Consider the following 20,732-nt stretch of genomic DNA (forward strand, 5'->3'; position numbering starts at 1 on the left):
TGAATTTGAGGCTGCTTACTACGCTAATCAGAGAAAAGTAGCTGCCTAAGTTCAGCTATTTCTCTCTGTTTAACGTGTCCGTTTTCTTGACATAACACCATAACACAATTAATGAAGGCAATTAACCCCTCACGCTCTAGTGGATCGGTCGTTTGATTCACTAACTCTTGTAATTCTTCCAAGGAAGAATGTACTTTTTCAATTAAAGCCATCATTGCTCACCTCCTTTCAATAAAGATTAGCTACGTTTTTTTATTGTAATCCTATTTTTTACTCCTTCCATATAGAGATCAAAGGATTGCTTGTACTCCCCTCCTTCCCTTAAAATTCGTTGTTCTCTTTGAAGAATTACTTGAAGGGTCCTATTAGGCAAAGGGAGTTCGTTTATTTGTACAATAGGGAAGTTTTCCAGTTCAGTGTCGCTTGGTACGATTAATCTATCATTACCTATGCTATATTCTGTATTAACATTAGTCGAAAACCAAATAGGTTCTGATCGTACGGTAATGTTTTTAATATTGGTAAACAATTTAGCTATTCCTCTCTCAATATAAAGATGTTTTGTAGGATCTGGCTTGAACTTTAACTCTACTTTTTTGTGTAAGGTAGGGGATCCCTTACGGCAATCCACAAATAAACCCGTAATTTCTTGATTGGGATCCCCGAAAAAAGTAAAACGATCAATTTGTCCCACCTGTATTATAAAGTGGTCTGTGGAATTAATAGAGAAATAAATCATATCACTGATTAATGGACCAGAGTTAGCAACAAGTGTGAAACTTTCCTGACCAGTTTGGACATAATAGTTCTTACACCAAAAAACACCATTTATATCACTTGAATCCATAATTTTAAGTTCCATAATATTTTCACCTCTGTTCCTGGACTTTGGGTTTTAAATTTACGTAACGTTTCTCTCCATTAATTGTAATAGGAACTCTATTTGGATAATGTTGTAATTCGATCATTGTAAGATGTTGGAGTTCAAGAACAAACTCATATGCTTTTCTTGGTATAGGAAATTCATTTGTGGTAACCACAGGAAATCTATCCAATGGTGTATCACGTTTAACATTTATTACATCATTAGCTATGTTGTAATCCTTGTTACCAATAGACATGTACCATATTGGTTCATCACGAGTTAAAATATTTTCTAAACCATCAAAAGTATGGGCAATTCCCCTATCAATGTATAGTTTTTTTGAGGGATCTGGGTAAAACTCTAATACTACTTGTTTGTGGAGAGTAGGAGAATCTTTTCTACAATCAACAAAGTAACCGGTAATCCTTTGGTTTGGTTCTCCAAAAAAAGTTAGCCGATCCACCTGTCCAACATGTATACCATAGTGAAGGTAATAGAAATTAGGGCTATGAGTTACGAGATCTGTTATCCCAGGTCCTGAGCTAGCAATAACATTATAAATTCCATTGTCTGTAGATGTTGTATACAAATTGGTTTCAAAGTGTAAGCCTTCGATCTCGGTCATTTGGATTATAGGATCATTACCTTTCAAATATATCAACCCCCAACATTTATTTACTTTTATTATAATTTCTACAATAAATTCAAAAACCATCCTATAATTTAATAAATTTTTATTTTATTCATTTTATTGTTAATATTGATATATGAATGCAATATAATGATCATTATGTTGCATTCATATGACCTCCTTATGTGAGTCCCCATCTCTTGTTCTGCAAGGGGTGGGGTTTTTCATGGACAGGTTCTTATTTTTAACTTGGGAAATCATGATGGTGTCCCCCTTTTGAAGGTTAATTTTTGGTCATTGTATATAGTTTCTAAGGTGGTGGGTTTTTGGCGTCCTTTATGTATTAATTATGCGTTTTGTAAGATGTTCTACCATAGTGTAACCTTCAATTAGCATTAGAAAGGAGATATTAATTTTATTGGGATTATTGAGAATAAATTGATAAATTCACTAAGAAATCTTTCCCGTCTTCGTCATGATTGAAACATGAGATTCATGAAACCTTTACAAAGCCTTCACGCTCCGGTTATACTGGTGTGCTATACTGTTCTGCGCATGAATAGTTTGGTGTGTTGAAAGGAGTCCCGAACATGGACGACCAGCTTGCATCGGTGCTGCTGCTTACCGACAGCTTAAACCGCGAGAATATCGTGGATAAGGCAGCGCATTTCATCTCTCAATATTCATTGGGACTGATTTATTTAGATATAAAAAATTGCAGCCAAATGGAACAGAAGTATGGAAAGGAAGCGTGCCAAAAGCTGTTGGCGGCAGTCAAACAAATCATGACAAACTTAGAGAACGAAGAACCGTTTGGCATATGCGCCCACCGCATGTTTGGGGATGATCTGCTGGTATTGATTCGTATGGAGAGTGGAGCAGGGGAGGCTCATTTACGCTGTTTGGCGCATAATATATATCAGCGATTCAAAACAAGCATGGCTCATCAAGCGAAATGGGCTGAGCCCGTTGATTTTTATGTGGGAGTATCGTTGCTTGATTCAGGTGCTGAAAAAGCGCTGGAGCATTTGCTGTACGAGGCGGTTAAAAAAGCGGTAAGCGAGGCAAAAAAGGCAACAAATGCTGAGCAGCAAAAGCTGCAAACGGAATTTCGCCACATTTTGGCCGGTCAGCATCTTACGGCACACTATCAGCCGATTGTATCACTGCTTGACAAAAAGATTTATGGGTACGAGGCATTGGCGCGCGGACCGCAGACAAGCTATTTTGCAACGCCCCATCGTTTATGGGAATTTGCTGAAAAAGAGAACCAACTGTATGCGCTGGAGAAACTGGCACGGCAAAAAGCGATTGAAGGATTTTCCGCGAGCGATCCGAATTGGAAGCTTTTTATTAATTTAAATGCCAATGTCATTCATGATCCGCAGTTCACCCCTGGACAGACGCTGGCGTTTCTGAAAAAAAGAGGGCTTACGCCGCAGCAAGTTGTATTTGAGATTACCGAACGTCAATCGATTGATGATTATGCCTCCTTTAAAAAAGTGCTCAGCCACTACCGCAAGCAAGGATATCGCATCGCCATTGATGATGCGGGAGCGGGCTATTCTTCCCTTCAGGCGATTGCTGAGTTGCGTCCGGACTATATTAAAATCGATCGTTCGATTATTCATAAGGTTGATGGCCATTCAGTCAAGGCCATTTTACTGGAAACCCTTGCTGGATTTGCCCGGAAAATAGGCTGTCATCTCATTGCCGAAGGAATTGAAACGCAGGAAGAGCTCCAAGTGGTCACCAAGCTCGGCATCCCATTTGGCCAAGGCTATTGGCTGGGACGGCCGCATCCGCATTTGCGTCCCATTGCTCATGAGACGCTGCGAACGTGGAAGCTAGTAGACCAACCTTTGGCGGAGGATGATCCGCAGACATACCCATCATAACGAGCGGATCACGTTTTGATCGTGATCCGCTCGTTTATTTGCCGGCTGTATTAGCGGCGGCGCTGAATCACCTTTAATGCTTCTCGTTTGCTTAACGGCGCCAATGTTTCGCTTTCCACGAACCGCTGGACGCTTGCCGGATGGGTCTTGGAATATTCGCGCAGCGCCCAGCCGATCGCTTTTTGAATAAAGAATTCCGATGACTGCCGGCATTGGCGGATAAGCTGGTAAAGTAAAGCTTCATCGGTCTCTTCCTTATATCTTAATTGAAACAAAATGGCCGTTCGCTGCAGCCACATATGATTGGACTGCATCCATCGTTCTGTATAGACGGGAATACACTCTGGTTCGTTTTTGAAAAGCGGTCCGACGATATTGGCCGCAAGCATATCAACGGTGTCCCACCAAGGTTTGTTTGTAATGAGCTTCTCTATGAATTCTAAATCCATTTTTGAGAGACTTCTCTTTTCTTTTTCCAGCAAAGCAAGTGCGCAATATTGCAATTCACGCTCCGGCCATTCCCAAAGTTTGCTGACGATATCTGCCAGTTCAGTGCGCGGCGGAAGGCCGTGCTGCGCGAGAAACTCTTTTAGTAGCGCGCGGCGCTCTGGGGTTTTGATTCCGAGAAATTCAAATTGGTTGCGCATATATTGTTTCATCGGTCCAGCATTCGCTTCATGGCGATGGGCTCGCAGCCATTGCGCGAGGCGGTGAGCATATGGATGTGTCATTCGCTTAATCCCTCTTTCGTTCGTTTTGTAAAAATAGAATAGCAGATCGAGTGAGAACAAGGAAGAGGGTTAGACACGAACGGCCGCTGGGCTGACATTGTTCGCCACGGCCATAGCACATCTCCTCTATCGATCATGCGTGTCGTCCCTGTTCGCCTAAGCAGCTTCGTCCGAACGGAGCCAGATGATGCATTTCCCCAAGTGTACCGATTCGCTTTAGAGAATGTTTCGCCGCAAGCCTGTTGCTCGTTTGTTCAGCCTTTCTATTTTTGTTGGCGCAGCCGTATTTGGGCAGCGTAATCAAGCGCGGTTGATTTGACAATGCCTGTATATAGCTTGTTGACGATCGCTTCTTTTTCAAAGGAGTTGTTGCAAATACCGTCTATTGTAATTAGTAAACAGGATCGAGATTGATATTTTCTGGAAAAACCGCATGTGTTGTAGATATTCCCTCTTCTTGAATGTGAATTAAAAAAATCTATTGACGCATTTTAAAAGATTCTTTATATTTATAACAAACTATTCCGATAAGTTAACTTTGTTTTTTTAAGGCGAAATAATTTATTTTTAAGTTTTTTCTTATAATTTTCTGTGATTGTGAAGGAAAGAAGGGGGAACGACACATGAGAAAAACAATTATTCTTGCATTGTTTTTATTAGTAGCGATTATAGCTGGTTGCAGCGGAGAAAGTCAAACGACGAGCAAAGAACTAAGTGATAAGAAATTGGTTGTCGGAGTCACCGCTGGTCCTCATGAAGAAATTTTGGAGGTTGTGAAGCAAGTAGCAGAAAAAGATGGGCTAGAAATAGAGTTAAAGGTATTTTCCGATTATATTACACCTAATACAGCTTTAGCAGAAGGAGATCTGGACGCCAACAGCTATCAGCACAAACCGTTTTTGGAGCAATTTAACGAAGATCATAATACAAATCTTGTTCCTGTAGCCAAAACAGTGCTTAATCCGATGGGAGTGTATTCGAAAAAGTATAAAAACATAAATGAATTAGAAACAGGGGCGAAATTTGGATTGCCAAATGATCCAACCAATGGATCCCGTGCGCTACATATTTTAGAAAAAGAAGGTTTAGTAAAGTTGAAAGATGAAAAAAAATATACAGCCTCTATTTATGATATCGTAGAAAATCCTAAAAAACTTGAATTTGTCGAGCTGGAAGCTGCTCAAATTCCAAAACACCTAAGCGAGGTGGACTTGGCCGCGATTAATACAAACTTTGCTTTGGGGGCTGGACTTAATCCAAAAAAGGATTCTATTTTATTAGAATCGCCGGACTCAGATTATGTGAATTACTTAGTCGTACGGCCTGAAAACAAAGAGGATAAAGCGATTCAAAAGCTGATCAAAGCATACCATTCAGATGAAGTCAAAAAATTTATTGAAGACAAATTTGAAGGATCTGTCATTCCTGGTTGGTAGTGAGCATGGAACAAGCTGGTTTTGCTTGAGGAAGGAGTGGACTCCATGATTTTACTTGAACATGTATCTAAATTATTTCAAACGAAGAATGGAGTGATCAAAGCTGTAGAAGATGTGACCTTGCACGTGAAGCAAGGGGAAATTCATGGTGTGATCGGATATAGCGGTGCGGGAAAAAGCACATTAATTCGCTGCGTCAATTTGCTAGAAAGACCGACCGAGGGAAAAATTTATATTAAAGACAAAGAAATTACGCGTATCCCTAATCATGAATTAAGAGAGGTACGCAAAAAGATTGGCATGATTTTTCAAGGTTTTAATTTACTAAAAACGGCAACTGTTTATGATAATGTGGCGATCCCTCTTAAATTGCTGGGCTTTCATTCAAAAGAAGTGAAAGCCCGAGTAGAAAAATATTTATCCATCGTTGGTTTGGAAGATCGACATTTTGCTTATCCAAGCCAGCTTTCCGGAGGACAAAAGCAGCGGGTTGCCATTGCGAGAGCTCTTGCCCAAGAACCGGAAATCTTGCTAAGTGATGAAGCTACCAGTGCATTAGATCCAGAAACGACCGATTCGATTCTCGATCTATTATTAAAAATTAATCGAGAGCTGGGCATTACGATCTTGCTTATTACCCACGAGATGCACGTGATTCAAAAAATTTGTGATTATGTATATGTGATGGAAAATGGACGTGTGGTAGAGCATGGCACCTCGATTGATCTGTTTACCCGCCCTACGCATCCGACTACCCAAAAATTTTTGAACACGATCGCGCAACGCAGAATATCATCTAACCTCATTTCACAGTTAAACTTAAGTGGCCAGGTTTTGCGGCTTACCTTTGTCGGAGAAAGCACAGGAAAGCCCTTACTTGCAGAGGTTAGCCAAAAATTCCAGGTAAAGCCTAACATTTTAGCCGCTAATATTATGGAGCTAAAAAACGGGATTGTCGGAAATATCGTGATCCATCTTGTAGGAAAAGAGGGGGATACTCAAGCATCGTTGCAATATTTGCGAAGTCAAGGTGTTGGGACAGAGGAATTGGGGGGAAGTGAATGAACGTGAGGAATCGTTTTACCGAACAGTGGCTGCCTGCTATTGAGTCCGCATTTATTGAAACAGTTCAAATGGTTAGTCTCTCGCTTTTATTTGCCGTCATCATTGGTATTCCGCTAGGCATCTTACTTGTGTTAACGAGACCGGCTCAGTTGTTTGAAAATAAGTGGATTTATCAAATTCTAAACTTAGTAATCAATATTGTTCGCTCCATTCCATTCGTTATTTTACTATTTTTTATTTTACCGTTTACGAAATTAATTGCAGGAACCACTATAGGTGTAAAAGGTGTTATTGTGCCACTGGTGATTTATACAGCTCCATACATAGCTCGTTTAATGGAATCTGCTTTGCTGGAAGTAGATAGTGGAATTATTGAAGCTTATAAGGCTATGGGAATCAAACGAAGACATATTATTTGGCACGTTTTGCTACGTGAGGCTAGACCGTCCATCATATTAGGGTTGACTATTGCCACTGTCAGTTTGATTGGAGCAACAGCGATGGCTGGGTTGGTTGGTGCAGGCGGACTTGGTGATTTGGCGTATCGGTATGGTTATTTGCGCTATGAGGTAGGTGTTATGTATGCAACCGTCGCCATCTTGATTGTAATTGTTCAGACGATCCAATCCATTGGAAATCGTCTTGCTGCTCGGATCAAAAAGGATTAATAGGAGGTGGCCGAATGACAGATGAATTATATGTGCAGAAGCAAGGAAAAATTGCTGTGCTTGTTATTAATCGACCACAAAAAAAGAATGCATTTACATTGGCGATGTTTCAGAAATTAAAAGCTATTTTAGATGAATTAGAAACAGATCAAGAGATTAGAGTCTTGATTATACGCGGAGTGGATGAAACGGCTTTTTCTGCTGGAGCCGATATTCATGAGTTTTTGGAGATTCGTTTTTCAGAGGAAAAAGCAAAAAAATATAATGATGTGGCACTTGCAGCCGTAGAAAAGCTATATCGTTTTTCAAGGCCGACTATTGCCTTGATTCAAGGATTAGCAATTGGAGGCGGACTGGAGCTGGCAAACGCATGCGATTTTCGTTTTGCGACAGAGAATAGCCAATTAGGCATAACGGCTGCCAATATTGGCATTGTTTATAACTTAACGAGTACAAAAAGATTATATCATTTAGTAGGTCCGGCTAAAACAAAAGAATTGCTGTATACAGCTAAGCGCATTTCCGCTCTCGAAGGAAAAGCGATTGGTTTAGTTGATTATCTTTATCCAAACGAAGAAATTGAAGAGAAGTGTTTGCAATTTGCTGAACAAATTATTACAAAATCATCTGTTTCCATTATTGGAATGAAAAAAGTAATTCAAGCAATTATGGATGGAGAACATGAAGAATCTGAGGAGATTTCAGAGATGATTTTAAGCTCGTATAGCTCAGATGATTATAAAGAAGGGATTCAAGCATTTATTGAGAAAAGAAATTCACGCTTCTAGGGGGGAGGCTTTAGAATGACAGCTGTAAAACGCGAGGACGCTCTTTTAGAGAGTATAGGTTCTACAGAATCTCTTATAGTTTCGTATGAAGAGTTGGAGGAAGCAGCTAGGAAGAAGCTGACGTCTGGGGCATTCGGCTATATTCGCTCAGGTGCTGGGAGAGAAGAAACGCTGCAAAAAAATACCTTATCTTTCTCTAAGTATTCGGTTGTTCCGAGATTTTTAAACGATGTCTCAATCTTGGATACGAGAGTTAAGCTATTTGGAAAAACTTACCCTTATCCTATTTTATTAGCTCCAGTGGGAATGCTAAAGTTGGCTGACGAACAAGCAGACATCGCTGCTGCAAAAGCTGCTGCGAAGTATGGAATCCCCTTTATTCAAAGTACCGTTTCTAGCTATTCTATTGAAGAAATTGCAAGGGAGACAGGAAATAGCCCAAAATGGTTCCAGCTGTATTGGTCGAACCATGAGGAGATTTCTTTAAATATGGTAAGAAGGGCGGAAGAAGCTGGTTATGAGGCTATCGTTTTAACAGTGGATACGGTCATGCTCGGATGGAGGGAAGAAGATCTACGAAATCGTTTTTCGCCGTTGAAACTTGGATATGGCAAGGCGAATTATGAGACAGATAGTGCTTTTTTATCAACTCTGTCAGATCATCAGCATGACACAATTATTCAAGGAATTTTAGATAATATTTTTCATCCTCATTTAACTTGGAAACAAGTGAGTAAACTGAAACAGCATACGAATCTTCCGATTTTATTGAAAGGAATTTTACATCCAGATGATGCTTTGCTTGCAATTGAACATGGCGTAGATGGGATTATTGTTTCTAATCACGGAGGAAGGCAGCTAGATGGTGTGATTGCAAGTGTGGATGCTCTTCCAGCGATCATAGATGCTGTAGATGGCAGAGTGCCTATATTATTTGATAGTGGGATTCGGCGCGGATCCGATATTGTCAAAGCGCTTGCATTAGGAGCATCAGCGGTTCTAATAGGAAGGCCGTTTGTTTATAGCTTAGCAGTAGGGGGACAAAGAGGAGTAGAGCTCTTGTTGGAACGACTGATTCAAGAAACAAACGTATCCATCTCGCTAGCCGGAGCAGCTAGTATCGAGGAGCTTCACCGTCTTCAAATTGTTTATCATAGATAGGATGGAGAGTAGCCATGGCACAACCTTTGCGAGGAATGAAGGTTATCGATGTATCACAGGTATTAGCTGGGCCGTATTGCACAATGGTACTTGGAGATATGGGAGCAGAAGTGATTAAGGTAGAGAAGTTTCCAAATGGAGACGATACTCGAGCGATGGCCCCGTTTGTAAACGGTGAAAGCTATATGTATATCATGGTCAATCGAAATAAAAAGGGATTATGCATCAACCTGAAAAGTGAAGAAGGTAGGGAGATTTTATATGAGCTTATCAGGTCAGCCGATGTGTTTGTAGAAAATTTTCGACCAGGAGTTATGAAAAAATTGGGACTTGATTATGATACATTAAAAGCACTAAATCCCTCCTTAATTTATTGCTCGATTTCTGGCTATGGTCAAACGGGGCCTTACCGCGATAAAGGCGGTTTTGATATTATTGCCCAAGGTTTTTCAGGCATGATGGATATGACCGGAGAAAGAGACGGAAAGCCAGTCAAAGTAGGAATTGCAATTCACGACATTGCTGCCGCTCACACTGCTCTTCAGTCGATATTAGCGGCCTATATTCATCGTTTGAAGAGCGGCGAAGGACAATATATTGATGTTTCCTTAGTCGATTCTGGGCTTGCTTGGACGGTTTGGGAAGCAGCTGCTTATTTTGGAAGCGGGGAAGTGCCGAAGAGAACAGGAACGGCTCACCGTGTTTCAGCCCCTTATCAAGGATTTCGTACAAAAGACGGTTTTATATTAATTGGTGCAGCCAATCAAAAGCTATGGGCAGCCTTTTGCCTGTATGTTATCAACAAACCGGAATGGCTGGAGGATGAACGATTTTTAACCAACGCTTTACGTGCTAGACATGTAGATGTATTAACAGAGAGAATTGAAGAGGTGCTTGTCCAGAATACTTCTCAGTATTGGCTCGAGAGATTAGATCGGCATGGCATACCGTCTGGTCCCATTTATTCATATGATCAAACCTTATCTGATGCTCATGTACAAGCGCGTGAGATGATTATCGAGTATCCGCATCCAGTTGGAGGAAAATTAAAAACACTAGGTTTTCCTGCTAAATTTTCGAAAACTCCTTGCCAGCTTACTCAATCGGCTCCTCTGCTTGGACAACATAACGATGAAATATTACGAGAGCTTGATTATACAGATAAAGATATTGAGGGATTGCGGCAGCGAGGAGTAATTAAATAGTTTACATAATAAAACTGGAAAATGGAGCGAAGAGTGTCTGTAAAAACCCGCAGTCGGGAAAACAAGTCCACAGATTTGCCTTTTCGTTACACATCCGCATAACGAAGGGCTCATTCATGGTTCTGTGAAGGGGGGTGTTCGACTACCCAATCGTCGACGAACAGCCCAAATGAACATATCAAATGACATCTATAATATAGAACACCATTTTACAATTGCTGCTGCCTTATGCTGTTTGATTAGACGGCAGAGCCATTAACCCGCTGAAACTATCAGCGGGTTAATGTTTTTTTAGTCAATCTAAGAGAATTGATTACGTATAGATGCGTCAGTCAAGGAGGATATTGTACAATTATTAGAGCAATGCCTGACTATTCACCGAGGAGTTCTCTTGTCTCAAAGCAAGGCGGGACGGAACAATAAGACAGGGGGAGACAGAATGAATCAAGAGCCATTGTGCTTGGAGCCGATGTTTCAAGAGCGGATTTGGGACGGAACGACATTAGTTGACTATCGAATTCCTTCTGATTGAACGGGCGAATGCTGGGCGATTTCCTTTCATCCGTAGTTCACACGAGGATGTGTTGCACGCTTCCATTTACAATCATATTACGCATGGGCTCGGATTAACGATCGCCGGCTGTCATAGGAAAATTCGCGCGTCAAAGCCAACGGAGCTGGATCAAACGTATTTGCACTGCGCGCCGGATGATCCGATTTTAGAGGTCAAGCAGGTTGGTTTTCTAAATAATGGTGTTCCATTTGAATATTCTTTTTCCAGACATCGCTATGACAAGTTCGTGTTTACAACGGTCAATATCCGCCGCAATAAATAGCAAGCGTTATCCTTTGGAACGAATGAGCTTAAAACCGCATCCGCATAAAAGAGAATGCTTGAGGCGGCGCGCCGGCTGCTGGCATTTCGGACAAATCGTTTGTCTCATTTTTTTCCTCCTTTCGCTTATCGCCGTATACATTTAGTATAACAATATTTTTATGATAATCAATATCAAATTATAATAATTATAAAAAATGGAGAAAGCAATGGTTCGCAAGTGGGGTTGGTGGAGTTTAGTTGGCATATGGTGTTTGGTGATTTATGGTTTTAGCGAAGCCTCCTATTTTACAGGGGAAAATACGGCGCGCATCCTTCAAAAATGGATCGGCCACGAAGGATGGGCGGAAGCGGAGGGAGCCGCTTCTCCCTTGAATTTTGTCATCCGTAAGTTTGCTCATTTGTCTGCTTTTGGGATTTTGGCTGTACTGGTTTTCCAAGCGCTGTATCCGCAGCGGTGGGCCTATGTATGGGCGTGGAGCTTTGCGGCCGTTTATGCGGCGACAGATGAGTGGCATCAGTCGTTTGAACCGGGGCGGACGGCGCTATTTTCCGATGTCGTGATTGATGCCTGCGGTGCACTCGTCGCCTTATGCCTTGTATGGATGTGGCAACAACGGAGGAAGCCAGCGCGCCTCAAGCGGAAAATTTCTTAAAATGAGACCCTTTGCTTTATTGGCAAAGGGTCGACTGGTCGGCAGGGAATCGAATGCCGGTTTGTTTTCGCGCTTCCTCCATTATTTCAGCTGTGATGAACGAATGGGCGTGCGAATTTGTTTCTGATTGGCGCTGGCCGTTCGTGATAAGCTGCGTCCATTCAAGCGCTTCATAATACATCGGATGATGCGTCTGAGGCTCTGTAATATCCTCGACTCGGCCATCGCGGTAGCGAATTTCCACTTTGGTCGGAGTATGGATGGCATCAATGACGATGCTTCCTTCTTCTCCTTGAATTTCTGCAGGAACATAGGAATTCGTGATTTTTGAATACATCACAACCGCATCCATATCGCCGTAATGAAGGACGATGCTTCCCTCGCCGTCGACGCCTGATTCCAGCATGACACTGCTGGCTTTTAACGATTGCGGTTTTCCAAATAAAACAACGAGCGGGTAAAGGCAATAAACGCCTAAGTCCATCAATGCGCCGTTTGAAAAAGCCGGATTAAAGGCATTTAACACCGTCCCTTGCTTATAGGCGTCATAGCGCGAGGAATATTGGCAGTAACTAGCGAAATAGCGGCGTATTTTTCCGATTTTATGAAGATGGCGGCGGATCGCTTGGAAATTGGGCAGAAGCGTTGTTTTCATCGCTTCCATCAATACGACATCATTCGCTTTGGCCGCCTCTACCATCGCTTGGACTTCTTTTGTATTGGAGGCCAATGGCTTTTCGCATAAGACATGTTTGCCATGATTCATAAGCAAAACGGCTTGCTCGGCATGGAGCGAATTGGGGCTGGCGATGTAGACAGCGTCGATCTCATCGCTTTTGGCCATTTCTTCTAAATGAGTAAATGTGCGTTTCGCTCCGGTTTTTGCGGCAAACTGCTTCGCTTTTTCCTCGTCGCGGGAATAGACAGCGGTCAATGTCAACTGGGAAATCGGCTGAGCAGCTTGTAAAAATTCTTGAGTAATCCAGTTCGTTCCGATTGTTGCGAGTCGAATCAAAAGTATCCTCTCCTTATTCATATTTAGTATCGTTCATTTTGCGTATGATGGACGAAAAAGCCAATCGTTTCAAGCGGCATGCTGTTATTGGACATCATGAGCCTCCTTCGTTCTGCCGCACCACCCTAGAATCGATTTCATTTAGCTTTCTGGCAGCGTGTATGTAAGACCATCGCAGTCCAGACTTACGGCGCGAAAAAACATCCAAAAAGCGAAGGTTTTTAAGCATGGATGAGCGAAATAATTGCTAGCGAGAAAGTCTTAGAAGCACTGCTAAACAATGCCGTTAAAGGGTGGTGGTGTTTATTATACATGGGGTGACTAGTTTTTTCCATAGAGAAGTCTGGAGTGGATTGGTGCGACCATAAAAAGTGAACAGAAAGTGAGGAAAAAGCATGTATCTTGGCGCAATTGAAGCGGGTGGAACAAAATTTGTTTGCGCAGTCGGAGATGATGATGGCCGCGTTCGTCAAAGAGAGATGTTTCCAACAACAACACCTGAGGAAACGATGCGGAGCGTCATCCATTTTTTTCAGCAGTTTGAACTAAAAGCGATCGGTATTGGATCATTTGGTCCGATTGACTTAAATAAAAGCAGCCATACATATGGTTACATTACCAGTACGCCAAAGCGGAAATGGGAAAACTTTAACTTTGTAGGGGAGATGTCCAAATATTTTCCTGTTCCGATCGGCTTTGATACCGATGTCAACGCTGCTGCTTTAGGGGAGCAATTATGGGGAGCGGCCAAAGGAACCCATAGTTGCCTTTATATGACGGTTGGAACGGGAATCGGTGTGGGGGCTATCGTGGAGGGCCGGCTGTTGCATGGGCTCTTGCATCCGGAAATGGGCCATATTCTGGTCCGACGTCATCCTGAGGATAGTTTTGCCGGCTGTTGTCCATTTCATAACGATTGCTTGGAAGGAATGGCCTCGGGTCCTGCGATTGAAAAGCGCTGGGGTAAGAAGGGAGCCGAATTGACGAACCATACGGAAGTGTGGGAGCTTGAAGCCTTTTATTTAGGACAGGCGATCGCTCAATATATCCTGGCTCTTTCTCCTGAAAAAATCATTGTCGGCGGCGGGGTGATGAAGCAACCGCAGCTTTTGCCGGCTGTTCGCCGTTATGTGATAGGCTTCTTGAATGGCTATATTCAGCATGAAGCGATTTTACAGCATATCGATGAGTATGTGGTGCGGCCGGGACTTGGTGACAATGCAGGCATCTGTGGTGCCCTCGCATTGGCAAAACAGGCATTAGATGAATAACATCAAAATGGATGACCGTTCATTCAAAGCGTAGATCAGAACGGTCATTTTTATTGTGGATCATGTATAGATTGACTATTTGGTCATTTTTTGTCGATAAAATTTTGACTAATAGGTCATTTTTGTTTGAATATTATTCTTGATAAATGATGAAAAAGTGTTTATAATGAGAATGACTGTTTGGTCGAAATTCGATGAGCGAATTGAGGTGCCATTTTCATGGGAAAATATAAAGAAGAATTGTCTTGTAAGCAGCTTGTGGAAAAGCTTCAGAAGCATGGAGTTCATGCCGAGCTGGTGAAGCCTCGTACGAAGCTGTCCATTTATCCGAAGGTCTTTGTAAAAGGGTGCCTGCCTAACCAAAAGGTGTCTTGGACTTAGGAGTGGAAAATAGGAATGACAAAGCAACGCAAGGTTGAATTTATTAAAACCGCGATGAAGCTGTTTGCTGAAAAGGGGTATTATTCCACTTCCATTCAAGATATTGTCGAAGCTTGGGGCATCTCTAAGGGAGCATTTTATCATCATTTTTCCTCAAAGGAAGAGTTGATGCTCTCGGTTGTCAAATACTATTTAGATCAGTTGTTTTCACAGTTTATCCATGCGAAGCACGAGGGAGAAGCGGAATCGGAAAGGGAAGTGTTGATCAAACAACTCGAAGTACAGTTAGAAAGCATTCATTCACAGAAGGATTTTTTTCAAATGGTAGTGGCGGAGCAAATTCCCAAAATTAACGAGAACCTTCATAGCTATTTACGCATGCAGCGCTCCCGCATATTCAATTGGCATTGTCAACGGTTGATTGAGGTATATGGCCAAAAAGTAGAAAGATATGTGTATGACGTAGCCGCCATGTTAAGCGGCATTTTACGTGAATACACCTTTTATATGATGTTTCATCCGAATAGGTTTCAATCAAAGGAAATTGCCGCGTTTATTGTCCGTCGGCTTGATGCGATTGTCATGCACTTTTCTGAACACGAGGAGCCGCTGTTAAAGCAAGAGATCGTTCACTCTTTTATGGAAATGGCTGAACAGGAAAAGCGTAAACGAAAAATGCAAATGATGGATCAAATGGAAAGCTTAAAGAAAAAGCTATCGTCATTGTCGCTTGATAAAAAAACGTACCATCAGCTTCATTCCGCGCTGGATACGCTTGAGGCGGAATTTATGAATGAGCAATCAGCGCCGCGGGAATATGTGGTGAAAGGGATTTTATTATATATTGAAAGTCAGCAGCTTCATCCGTTATGTGAAGCGCTTGATTCATTAAAAGAAGCCGTTCATGAATATATGGCCCAACATCATTAAAGTTCATATTCTGTTCATAAACATCAAGTACCATTGTTCATGAATATATGATATGGCCTAACATCATGATAGATAGGAGAGATACGATGTCAGACACAGCTATATTAAATGCGCCATCTGCGATTAAGCATCGCAATTTGTTAATCACAGGATTAATTATTGCGATGTTATTCGGTGCGCTTGATGGAACCATTGTTGGAACGGCCATGCCGCGCATTGTCGGTGAGCTTGGAGGGATTGGCCTGATGACATGGCTGACGACCGCTTATATGCTCACATCGACAGCGGTCGTGCCGATTGCCGGAAAATTGGCGGATTTATTAGGACGAAGAGTCGTTTATGTATCCGGATTGGTCATTTTTATGGTGGGTTCGGCACTTTGCGGGATGGCGCATCATATGACCGAATTGATTATTTATCGAGGCCTGCAAGGGATCGGCGGCGGAATTATGATGCCGATGGCCATGATTATCATCGGGGACTTGTTTACTGGAAAAGAGCGCGCCAAATGGCAAGGGGTGTTTGGCGGTTTATATGGTCTTGCCTCCATTTTAGGTCCGCAAGTGGGCGGATGGATTGTCGACCACATGAGCTGGGAATGGGTGTTTTATATCAACCTTCCTGTCGGGATTTTGGCGACGATTTTCATTGCGATGGGGCTAAATAAGCATCAAGCAACAGGACCTGTCAAATTTGATATTGCCGGTATGTGTACGATGATTATCGGCGTTGTCAGCTTGCTGTTGGCGTTAACGTTTGGCGGCGATAAGTATGAATGGACATCTTGGCAAATTATTGGTTTATTTGCTGTAGCCATCGTCTTTTTAACAGCGTTTGTGTTGGTTGAGAGAAAAGCCGAAGAACCGATTTTGCCGATGCATTTCTTTAAAAATCGGACATTTACGATATTGAATGGCCTTGGCTTTTTAATGAGTGTCGGCATGTTTGGCGCGATTATGTTCGTTCCGTTCTTCATGCAAGGGGTTGTCGGCGTGAGCGCGACGCAATCTGGTACCATTATGACTCCGATGATGATCACAATGATTGTCGGAAGCATTATTGGCGGTCGAATTGTTTATAAAATCGGAGTGAAACCGCAGCTCATCATTGGTATGCTCATCATGGCTTCCGGTTTTGGTCTGCTTAGTACAATGGATATCGGAACGACAAAATGGACAGCGACATTTTATATGATTGTGCTCGGATTAGGTGTCGGGCTAGTGATGCCACTTTTGACGTTGGCTCTGCAAGAAACCTTCCCGAAATCGGAAATCGGAGTCGTTACATCGTCAAGCCAATTTTTCCGCTCCATTGGCGGAACGTTCGGAATGACGATTTTAGGGGCGATTATGAATCATCGTTCAAGTCAGATTTTAGAAGAGCGCCTCATGCCAACTTTAACGGCGCTTCCGCCACAGGCGAAGGAAATGGCGGATAAATTTTCCCATATGATTCATGATAATCCACAGTCGCTGTATTCGATGTTGTTTAGTCCAGAGATGCTGGCGGGCATGCCTCAGCAAATGAAAGATGCGTTTATTCCTATTTTAAAGCATTCGCTCATCGAGTCGCTCCATTCCGTGTTTCTATTTGGTCTTGTGTTCATCGTATGTGGAGCGGCATTGACATTAGCCTTGCGAAAAATCACCTTGTCGGATCAGCGCCAAAAAGAAAAAGCGAGTGCATAATCGCACAGAAAAGGCGGGTTGTAGCCAAAGTCAACATGGGCTTTGACTACAGCCTTTTTACATTCCTTCATTTTTGCTAAAAATATTATAACACACTTGTATTAAAAAAACGTGATATAATATACGTATGCCCAAAATCGTGGATCATGAAAAACAGAGAAAGATGATTGCCGAAGCGACTTGGAGAGTCATTATGAGAGATGGATTGGAAAAAGCAACGGTTCGCAACATTGCAAAAGAGACAAGGATTTCGGTCGGTTCATTGCGGCATTACTTTGCCTCTCAGTCAGAGCTTTTAGCCTTTTCTATGCAGCTTGTCTCCGAACGAGTAAAAGAAAGAATGAGCGCCTTGCCTGTTTCCGGTCCGCCGCTTGAAGCGGTAAAACGTTTCCTATGCGAACTTTTACCGCTCACTGATGAAACAAGAAAGGAAATGGAGGTGTGGTTGGCGTTTACTCAAAAGGCATTATGGGATAAGGAACTCCAGCCTTTAAGCAAACAAGTGTATGAGGAGCTTCGTTCTGGAATTCGATTGTTGCTTGAAGCATTGATTCGTCTTGGAGCAGTAAATCCTAATGTGCCAATTGAAATGGAAACAGAGCGTCTTTATGCGCTTATTGACGGCTTAGCCATGCATGGCATTATGCAGCCGCATCAGTTATCTTCTCAAGAAATCGAGGCGGTCATCGACTATCATTTACGTTCCATTTTTTATGAAACATAAGAATATGGAACATGTTGAAGGAAAAAAGGAGGCCTACTCAAGCCTCCCTTTTTTTATGCTAAACACGCTGCGGAATGATCAACATGAAAATGCCGCTACTTTTTGTATTTTTGTCTAATAGATCGATGCAACTGGACTTTTTAACAGAAGTTTAGAGCGTTTTTCGACGGTTGGACGGCCGCTGCGCCATTCATTTGTCTGTAAGCGGCCTGTTGCCCGGTCTTGCTTTGGCGTGACAAAGGCCGGTCTGTGGCTTGCCTTCCGACCGTCAAAAATAGATTTGGCTTTTGCAGGGGAGCTATATGGGCCGTCAGAAAAGCACCCCATCATTTTTTAATAATCCGATACGTTTTTATAATTTTTCACCAAATCGCCGAATCCTCCTTCTTCAAGAGAAGTGATCACGGCTTTCGTCATCTCGATGTTGTGATTGACAAGGTATTGAGTTTTTGAAGTGATGAACCGATCGAAAACAGGGCTTCTCCCTACCCCTACCTTTTCCAAATTCTTTTGGGCCTTCAATAAATCCTCTAATGTTAACAGCGGATAATCGGTGCCATGAAAAGTAAGGTCAGGATTTAACTGATACCATAAGTCTTTGTTGTCTTTAATCCATCTGTCTCCGATGTCTTCAATGCCCGCTTTAATATGTAACGCTGCTGTTAAATACGCTTCTTTTTTTGTTTCCAAATAGCTTTCTAGCAGGAAATTCATTTCTCCCAATGAATGATTTAAGGAAGCGTGAGTCTTTTTCTTTTGCGTGTTTCCGTAAAAATCACAAATAATATAGCCGTTCTCGGTTTGGATGTAGTTCTTTTTTTCCACCTGGTCTAATAAGTAATCAGCATAGAACAGAGCGATATCTTGGTATTCCGGAATGTTGAATAGCTTGCTGATCCGCTTTAAATAAATAGCGATATACTCGTTAAAGCGAGTATCATAATACGGAGCGGTAATTCCATAATTGTTTTTCAGCCACGTGCTCGTAATTTCAGTTGGAATCGGCTTGCCTAATTGAGCGCCATAATTTAATAAATTGGCCACTGAGTTCAGGATAAAGTCGTAAAAATATCTTTCTTTTGTTTTTTCATAGTGATCGGCATAGCGTCGATCATGGACAAGAGAAAAATATCGTCCGTATCCAAATTTAGTAGACGGTTCGATCGACCACGGCAGCTTGCCAAACGGCCCATCAGCGGTATACCATTTGTTAATTTTCTTATATTCTTTCAAGGTGTGCTTTTCCCATTCTTTAAAATTTTCCATGTTTTGAAAAAGCGGTTGGGAGGAGTATAAGAACCAGCTTTCCGATAAACTTTGCCTTTTGGCCACATGAGGCATATGAATGACAATGCGCTGCCCTTGTCCAGTGATTTTCGTTTCATCGGTTTCTTTTATTAATTCACGCAATTGGCTTTTTCGCGTATCACTGTATTGTTTGACGAATGGCACGGAATTATAATTTTTGCTAATGACCATATTCGCATAAGCATTATCGCCTTTGAGCTCAACGAGTCCATGTGGCGTCGATGTAGGGTCCACGCCTAAAGTGGAATCATGCTCATGCTTAATTTTTTCAGAATGAAAACGAGTCACTGTATAGTTTGTAAAAGGCTTCTTGAACGATAGGGAAAAGTCAATCGTACTAGGTCGCGTCGTTTCATTTTGAAACTTGGTAAATACAAACATATCGTTGTTCTCTAATTTTCGAACGGTAACAGTCAGTGTGCCATAATGACGCGAAAGCGACGTGGATGAGAGCTGATAGATCGTAAAATAGTCTTTGGATTTAATAGAGGATTTCGTGCCGCTTTTGATTTTTTTGAGACGGACGTCTTTGGCCTGAAGCTCAATATTTCCATCTGTGATCATCCCGTTTACTTGTATATGTAGAGTTTTGAAAAAAAAGAAATAGGCCAGTATACTAGCAGCTAACAAAAGTAAAACTGCCGCCCCGATTACAGGCTTCCACCGTAATTTATTGATCACGTTTCCCACTCCTTTTTTGTCAGCCTAAATGAAATGGTCGAACTTAGAAACTAGATCCATGCCACGTATGCCCATTTTTTTGGCGCTTCTTTTTTTGATAAAACATGTTGGATAGGTTGCCTGTTCATTAGCTTAAGCGAGGAGCTATGCCTTTGCGCTCATCATTTTCTATAAACATTGATTCTAGATGTCAGGATTGTCGAAATATGGAGCCAATAAAGCCACTCCCATTTTACAACATTTTGCATCAAATGGAAATTCCATATTTTTTGCTGAGGGCTTTTCTCACGTTTTTATATCGGAAGAAATAGGAAAATATAGAAGAGGTTCTAAGGAGGGGAAGGAGTGCTGGATATTCTCGAGGCAGATGAAGAGATCTGCTTGTTTGGCGGCATAAAAAAGAAGGACCATGCGGCCCTCTTAGTTTGGCAGGGTCTAGCGCGTTTTTTAGCCGAAGACCCGCGAGCGCGTTAAGAAGCGCACCCCTTCTGGGCCTTCAAGCGAAAACATGCCACCGCGTCCGGGAACAACATCGATAATAAGCTGAGTGTGCTTCCAATATTCGTACTGCGCCGCCGAAATGTAGAACGGGCAGCCGCCGATTTCGCCAAGAAGCACATCTGAATCGCCGACGATCAACTCGCCTTGCGGATAACACATTGGAGAGCTACCATCGCAGCAGCCGCCAGATTGATGGAACATCAGCGGTCCATATTTCGCTTTTAGCTTTTCAATCAATTCTAGCGCCGCTTCCGTCGCTATCACTTTTGGCTGTTCGCCCATCATTTTTCCCTC

The 20,732-nt window shown here is 42.2% G+C and carries 21 protein-coding genes and 1 pseudogene; 14 read left to right on the plus strand and 8 right to left on the minus strand.

Annotated elements, in window-relative coordinates; all coding sequences use genetic code 11:
• Positions 1-23: 23 nt before the first annotated feature.
• The 3 genes from B6A27_RS08500 to B6A27_RS08510 are packed head-to-tail and all read right to left on the minus strand — an operon-like array spanning position 24 to position 1,517.
• The gene (locus B6A27_RS08500; protein WP_139788102.1) at positions 24-212 is read right to left on the minus strand and encodes a hypothetical protein; all 189 of its coding nucleotides are present in this window, start codon (positions 210-212) and stop codon (positions 24-26) included.
• Between the two features lie 26 nt (positions 213-238).
• Complete coding sequence (locus B6A27_RS08505) at positions 239-862, minus strand: dTDP-4-dehydrorhamnose 3,5-epimerase family protein (RefSeq protein WP_080861528.1); 624 nt, start codon at positions 860-862, stop codon at positions 239-241.
• A 7-nt stretch (positions 863-869) separates the two neighbouring features.
• Entirely contained in the window at positions 870-1,517 is a 648-nt protein-coding gene (locus B6A27_RS08510) for a dTDP-4-dehydrorhamnose 3,5-epimerase family protein (RefSeq protein ID WP_080861532.1), read from the minus strand.
• Between the two features lie 569 nt (positions 1,518-2,086).
• Here B6A27_RS08510 and B6A27_RS08515 point away from each other — a divergent pair.
• Positions 2,087-3,394 (plus strand): EAL domain-containing protein, encoded by a 1,308-nt coding sequence (locus tag B6A27_RS08515; RefSeq protein ID WP_080861535.1) that lies wholly within the window; start codon positions 2,087-2,089, stop codon positions 3,392-3,394.
• A 50-nt stretch (positions 3,395-3,444) separates the two neighbouring features.
• On the opposite strand, the gene B6A27_RS08520 is transcribed toward B6A27_RS08515, so the two are convergent.
• Entirely contained in the window at positions 3,445-4,125 is a 681-nt protein-coding gene (locus B6A27_RS08520; RefSeq protein ID WP_066150523.1) for a DNA alkylation repair protein, read from the minus strand.
• A 623-nt stretch (positions 4,126-4,748) separates the two neighbouring features.
• Between B6A27_RS08520 and B6A27_RS08525 the strand changes: the two genes are divergently transcribed.
• From B6A27_RS08525 to B6A27_RS08560, 8 genes and pseudogenes are all read left to right on the plus strand, one after another.
• A complete protein-coding gene (locus tag B6A27_RS08525) occupies positions 4,749-5,561 on the plus strand; it encodes a MetQ/NlpA family ABC transporter substrate-binding protein (protein ID WP_080861539.1) in 813 nt (270 codons plus the stop codon).
• A gap of 45 nt (positions 5,562-5,606) precedes the next feature.
• Positions 5,607-6,626, plus strand: a complete 1,020-nt coding sequence (locus B6A27_RS08530) for a methionine ABC transporter ATP-binding protein (RefSeq protein WP_080861543.1) — start codon at positions 5,607-5,609, stop codon at positions 6,624-6,626.
• Positions 6,623-7,294, plus strand: a complete 672-nt coding sequence (locus B6A27_RS08535) for a methionine ABC transporter permease (RefSeq protein ID WP_080861546.1) — start codon at positions 6,623-6,625, stop codon at positions 7,292-7,294. The genes B6A27_RS08530 and B6A27_RS08535 overlap by 4 nt, the downstream gene beginning before the upstream one ends.
• Positions 7,295-7,308: 14 nt before the next feature.
• On the plus strand, positions 7,309-8,082 hold the full coding sequence (locus B6A27_RS08540; RefSeq protein WP_080861548.1) for an enoyl-CoA hydratase/isomerase family protein: 774 nt from the start codon (positions 7,309-7,311) through the stop codon (positions 8,080-8,082).
• A 15-nt stretch (positions 8,083-8,097) separates the two neighbouring features.
• Positions 8,098-9,243 (plus strand): alpha-hydroxy-acid oxidizing protein, encoded by a 1,146-nt coding sequence (locus B6A27_RS08545; RefSeq protein ID WP_080861552.1) that lies wholly within the window; start codon positions 8,098-8,100, stop codon positions 9,241-9,243.
• 14 nt (positions 9,244-9,257) lie between these two features.
• Positions 9,258-10,448 carry a CaiB/BaiF CoA transferase family protein gene (locus tag B6A27_RS08550; RefSeq protein ID WP_080861555.1) on the plus strand — a complete coding sequence of 397 codons (1,191 nt, stop codon included), beginning with the start codon at positions 9,258-9,260 and terminating at the stop codon, positions 10,446-10,448.
• Positions 10,449-11,020: 572 nt separating this feature from the next.
• Positions 11,021-11,284 (plus strand): annotated as a pseudogene (locus B6A27_RS08555) (UTRA domain-containing protein); the annotation flags it as partial.
• A 208-nt stretch (positions 11,285-11,492) separates the two neighbouring features.
• Entirely contained in the window at positions 11,493-11,939 is a 447-nt protein-coding gene (locus tag B6A27_RS08560) for a VanZ family protein (protein ID WP_080861558.1), read from the plus strand.
• 16 nt (positions 11,940-11,955) lie between these two features.
• Here B6A27_RS08560 and B6A27_RS08565 read toward each other — a convergent pair whose 3' ends face one another.
• The gene (locus B6A27_RS08565) at positions 11,956-12,954 is read right to left on the minus strand and encodes a Gfo/Idh/MocA family protein (RefSeq protein ID WP_080861562.1); all 999 of its coding nucleotides are present in this window, start codon (positions 12,952-12,954) and stop codon (positions 11,956-11,958) included.
• 395 nt (positions 12,955-13,349) lie between these two features.
• On the opposite strand from B6A27_RS08565, the gene B6A27_RS08570 reads away from it, so the two are divergent.
• The 5 genes from B6A27_RS08570 (at position 13,350) to B6A27_RS08585 (ending at position 17,948) form a co-directional block, all read left to right on the plus strand.
• Positions 13,350-14,225 carry an ROK family protein gene (locus B6A27_RS08570; protein WP_080861566.1) on the plus strand — a complete coding sequence of 292 codons (876 nt, stop codon included), beginning with the start codon at positions 13,350-13,352 and terminating at the stop codon, positions 14,223-14,225.
• A 219-nt stretch (positions 14,226-14,444) separates the two neighbouring features.
• Complete coding sequence (locus tag B6A27_RS18630) at positions 14,445-14,606, plus strand: hypothetical protein (RefSeq protein ID WP_156450556.1); 162 nt, start codon at positions 14,445-14,447, stop codon at positions 14,604-14,606.
• A gap of 15 nt (positions 14,607-14,621) precedes the next feature.
• On the plus strand, positions 14,622-15,536 hold the full coding sequence (locus B6A27_RS08575) for a TetR/AcrR family transcriptional regulator (RefSeq protein WP_080861569.1): 915 nt from the start codon (positions 14,622-14,624) through the stop codon (positions 15,534-15,536).
• Positions 15,537-15,622: 86 nt separating this feature from the next.
• Positions 15,623-17,224, plus strand: coding sequence for an MDR family MFS transporter (locus tag B6A27_RS08580; protein ID WP_044742415.1), 1,602 nt, complete (start codon positions 15,623-15,625; stop codon positions 17,222-17,224).
• Between the two features lie 127 nt (positions 17,225-17,351).
• Positions 17,352-17,948, plus strand: coding sequence for a TetR/AcrR family transcriptional regulator (locus B6A27_RS08585; protein WP_080861573.1), 597 nt, complete (start codon positions 17,352-17,354; stop codon positions 17,946-17,948).
• Between the two features lie 114 nt (positions 17,949-18,062).
• On the opposite strand, the gene B6A27_RS08590 is transcribed toward B6A27_RS08585, so the two are convergent.
• From B6A27_RS08590 to B6A27_RS08600, 3 genes are all read right to left on the minus strand, one after another.
• Entirely contained in the window at positions 18,063-18,278 is a 216-nt protein-coding gene (locus B6A27_RS08590) for a hypothetical protein (protein ID WP_080861578.1), read from the minus strand.
• Between the two features lie 3 nt (positions 18,279-18,281).
• Positions 18,282-19,937: a hypothetical protein gene (locus tag B6A27_RS08595; RefSeq protein ID WP_080861582.1), complete on the minus strand. Its 1,656-nt coding sequence runs from the start codon at positions 19,935-19,937 to the stop codon at positions 18,282-18,284.
• A 447-nt stretch (positions 19,938-20,384) separates the two neighbouring features.
• Positions 20,385-20,720: a DUF779 domain-containing protein gene (locus tag B6A27_RS08600; RefSeq protein ID WP_044742418.1), complete on the minus strand. Its 336-nt coding sequence runs from the start codon at positions 20,718-20,720 to the stop codon at positions 20,385-20,387.
• Positions 20,721-20,732: the final 12 nt, after the last annotated feature.

It is taken from the genome of Anoxybacillus sp. UARK-01, assembly GCF_002075365.1.
Classification (GTDB): domain Bacteria; phylum Bacillota; class Bacilli; order Bacillales; family Anoxybacillaceae; genus Anoxybacteroides; species Anoxybacteroides rupiense.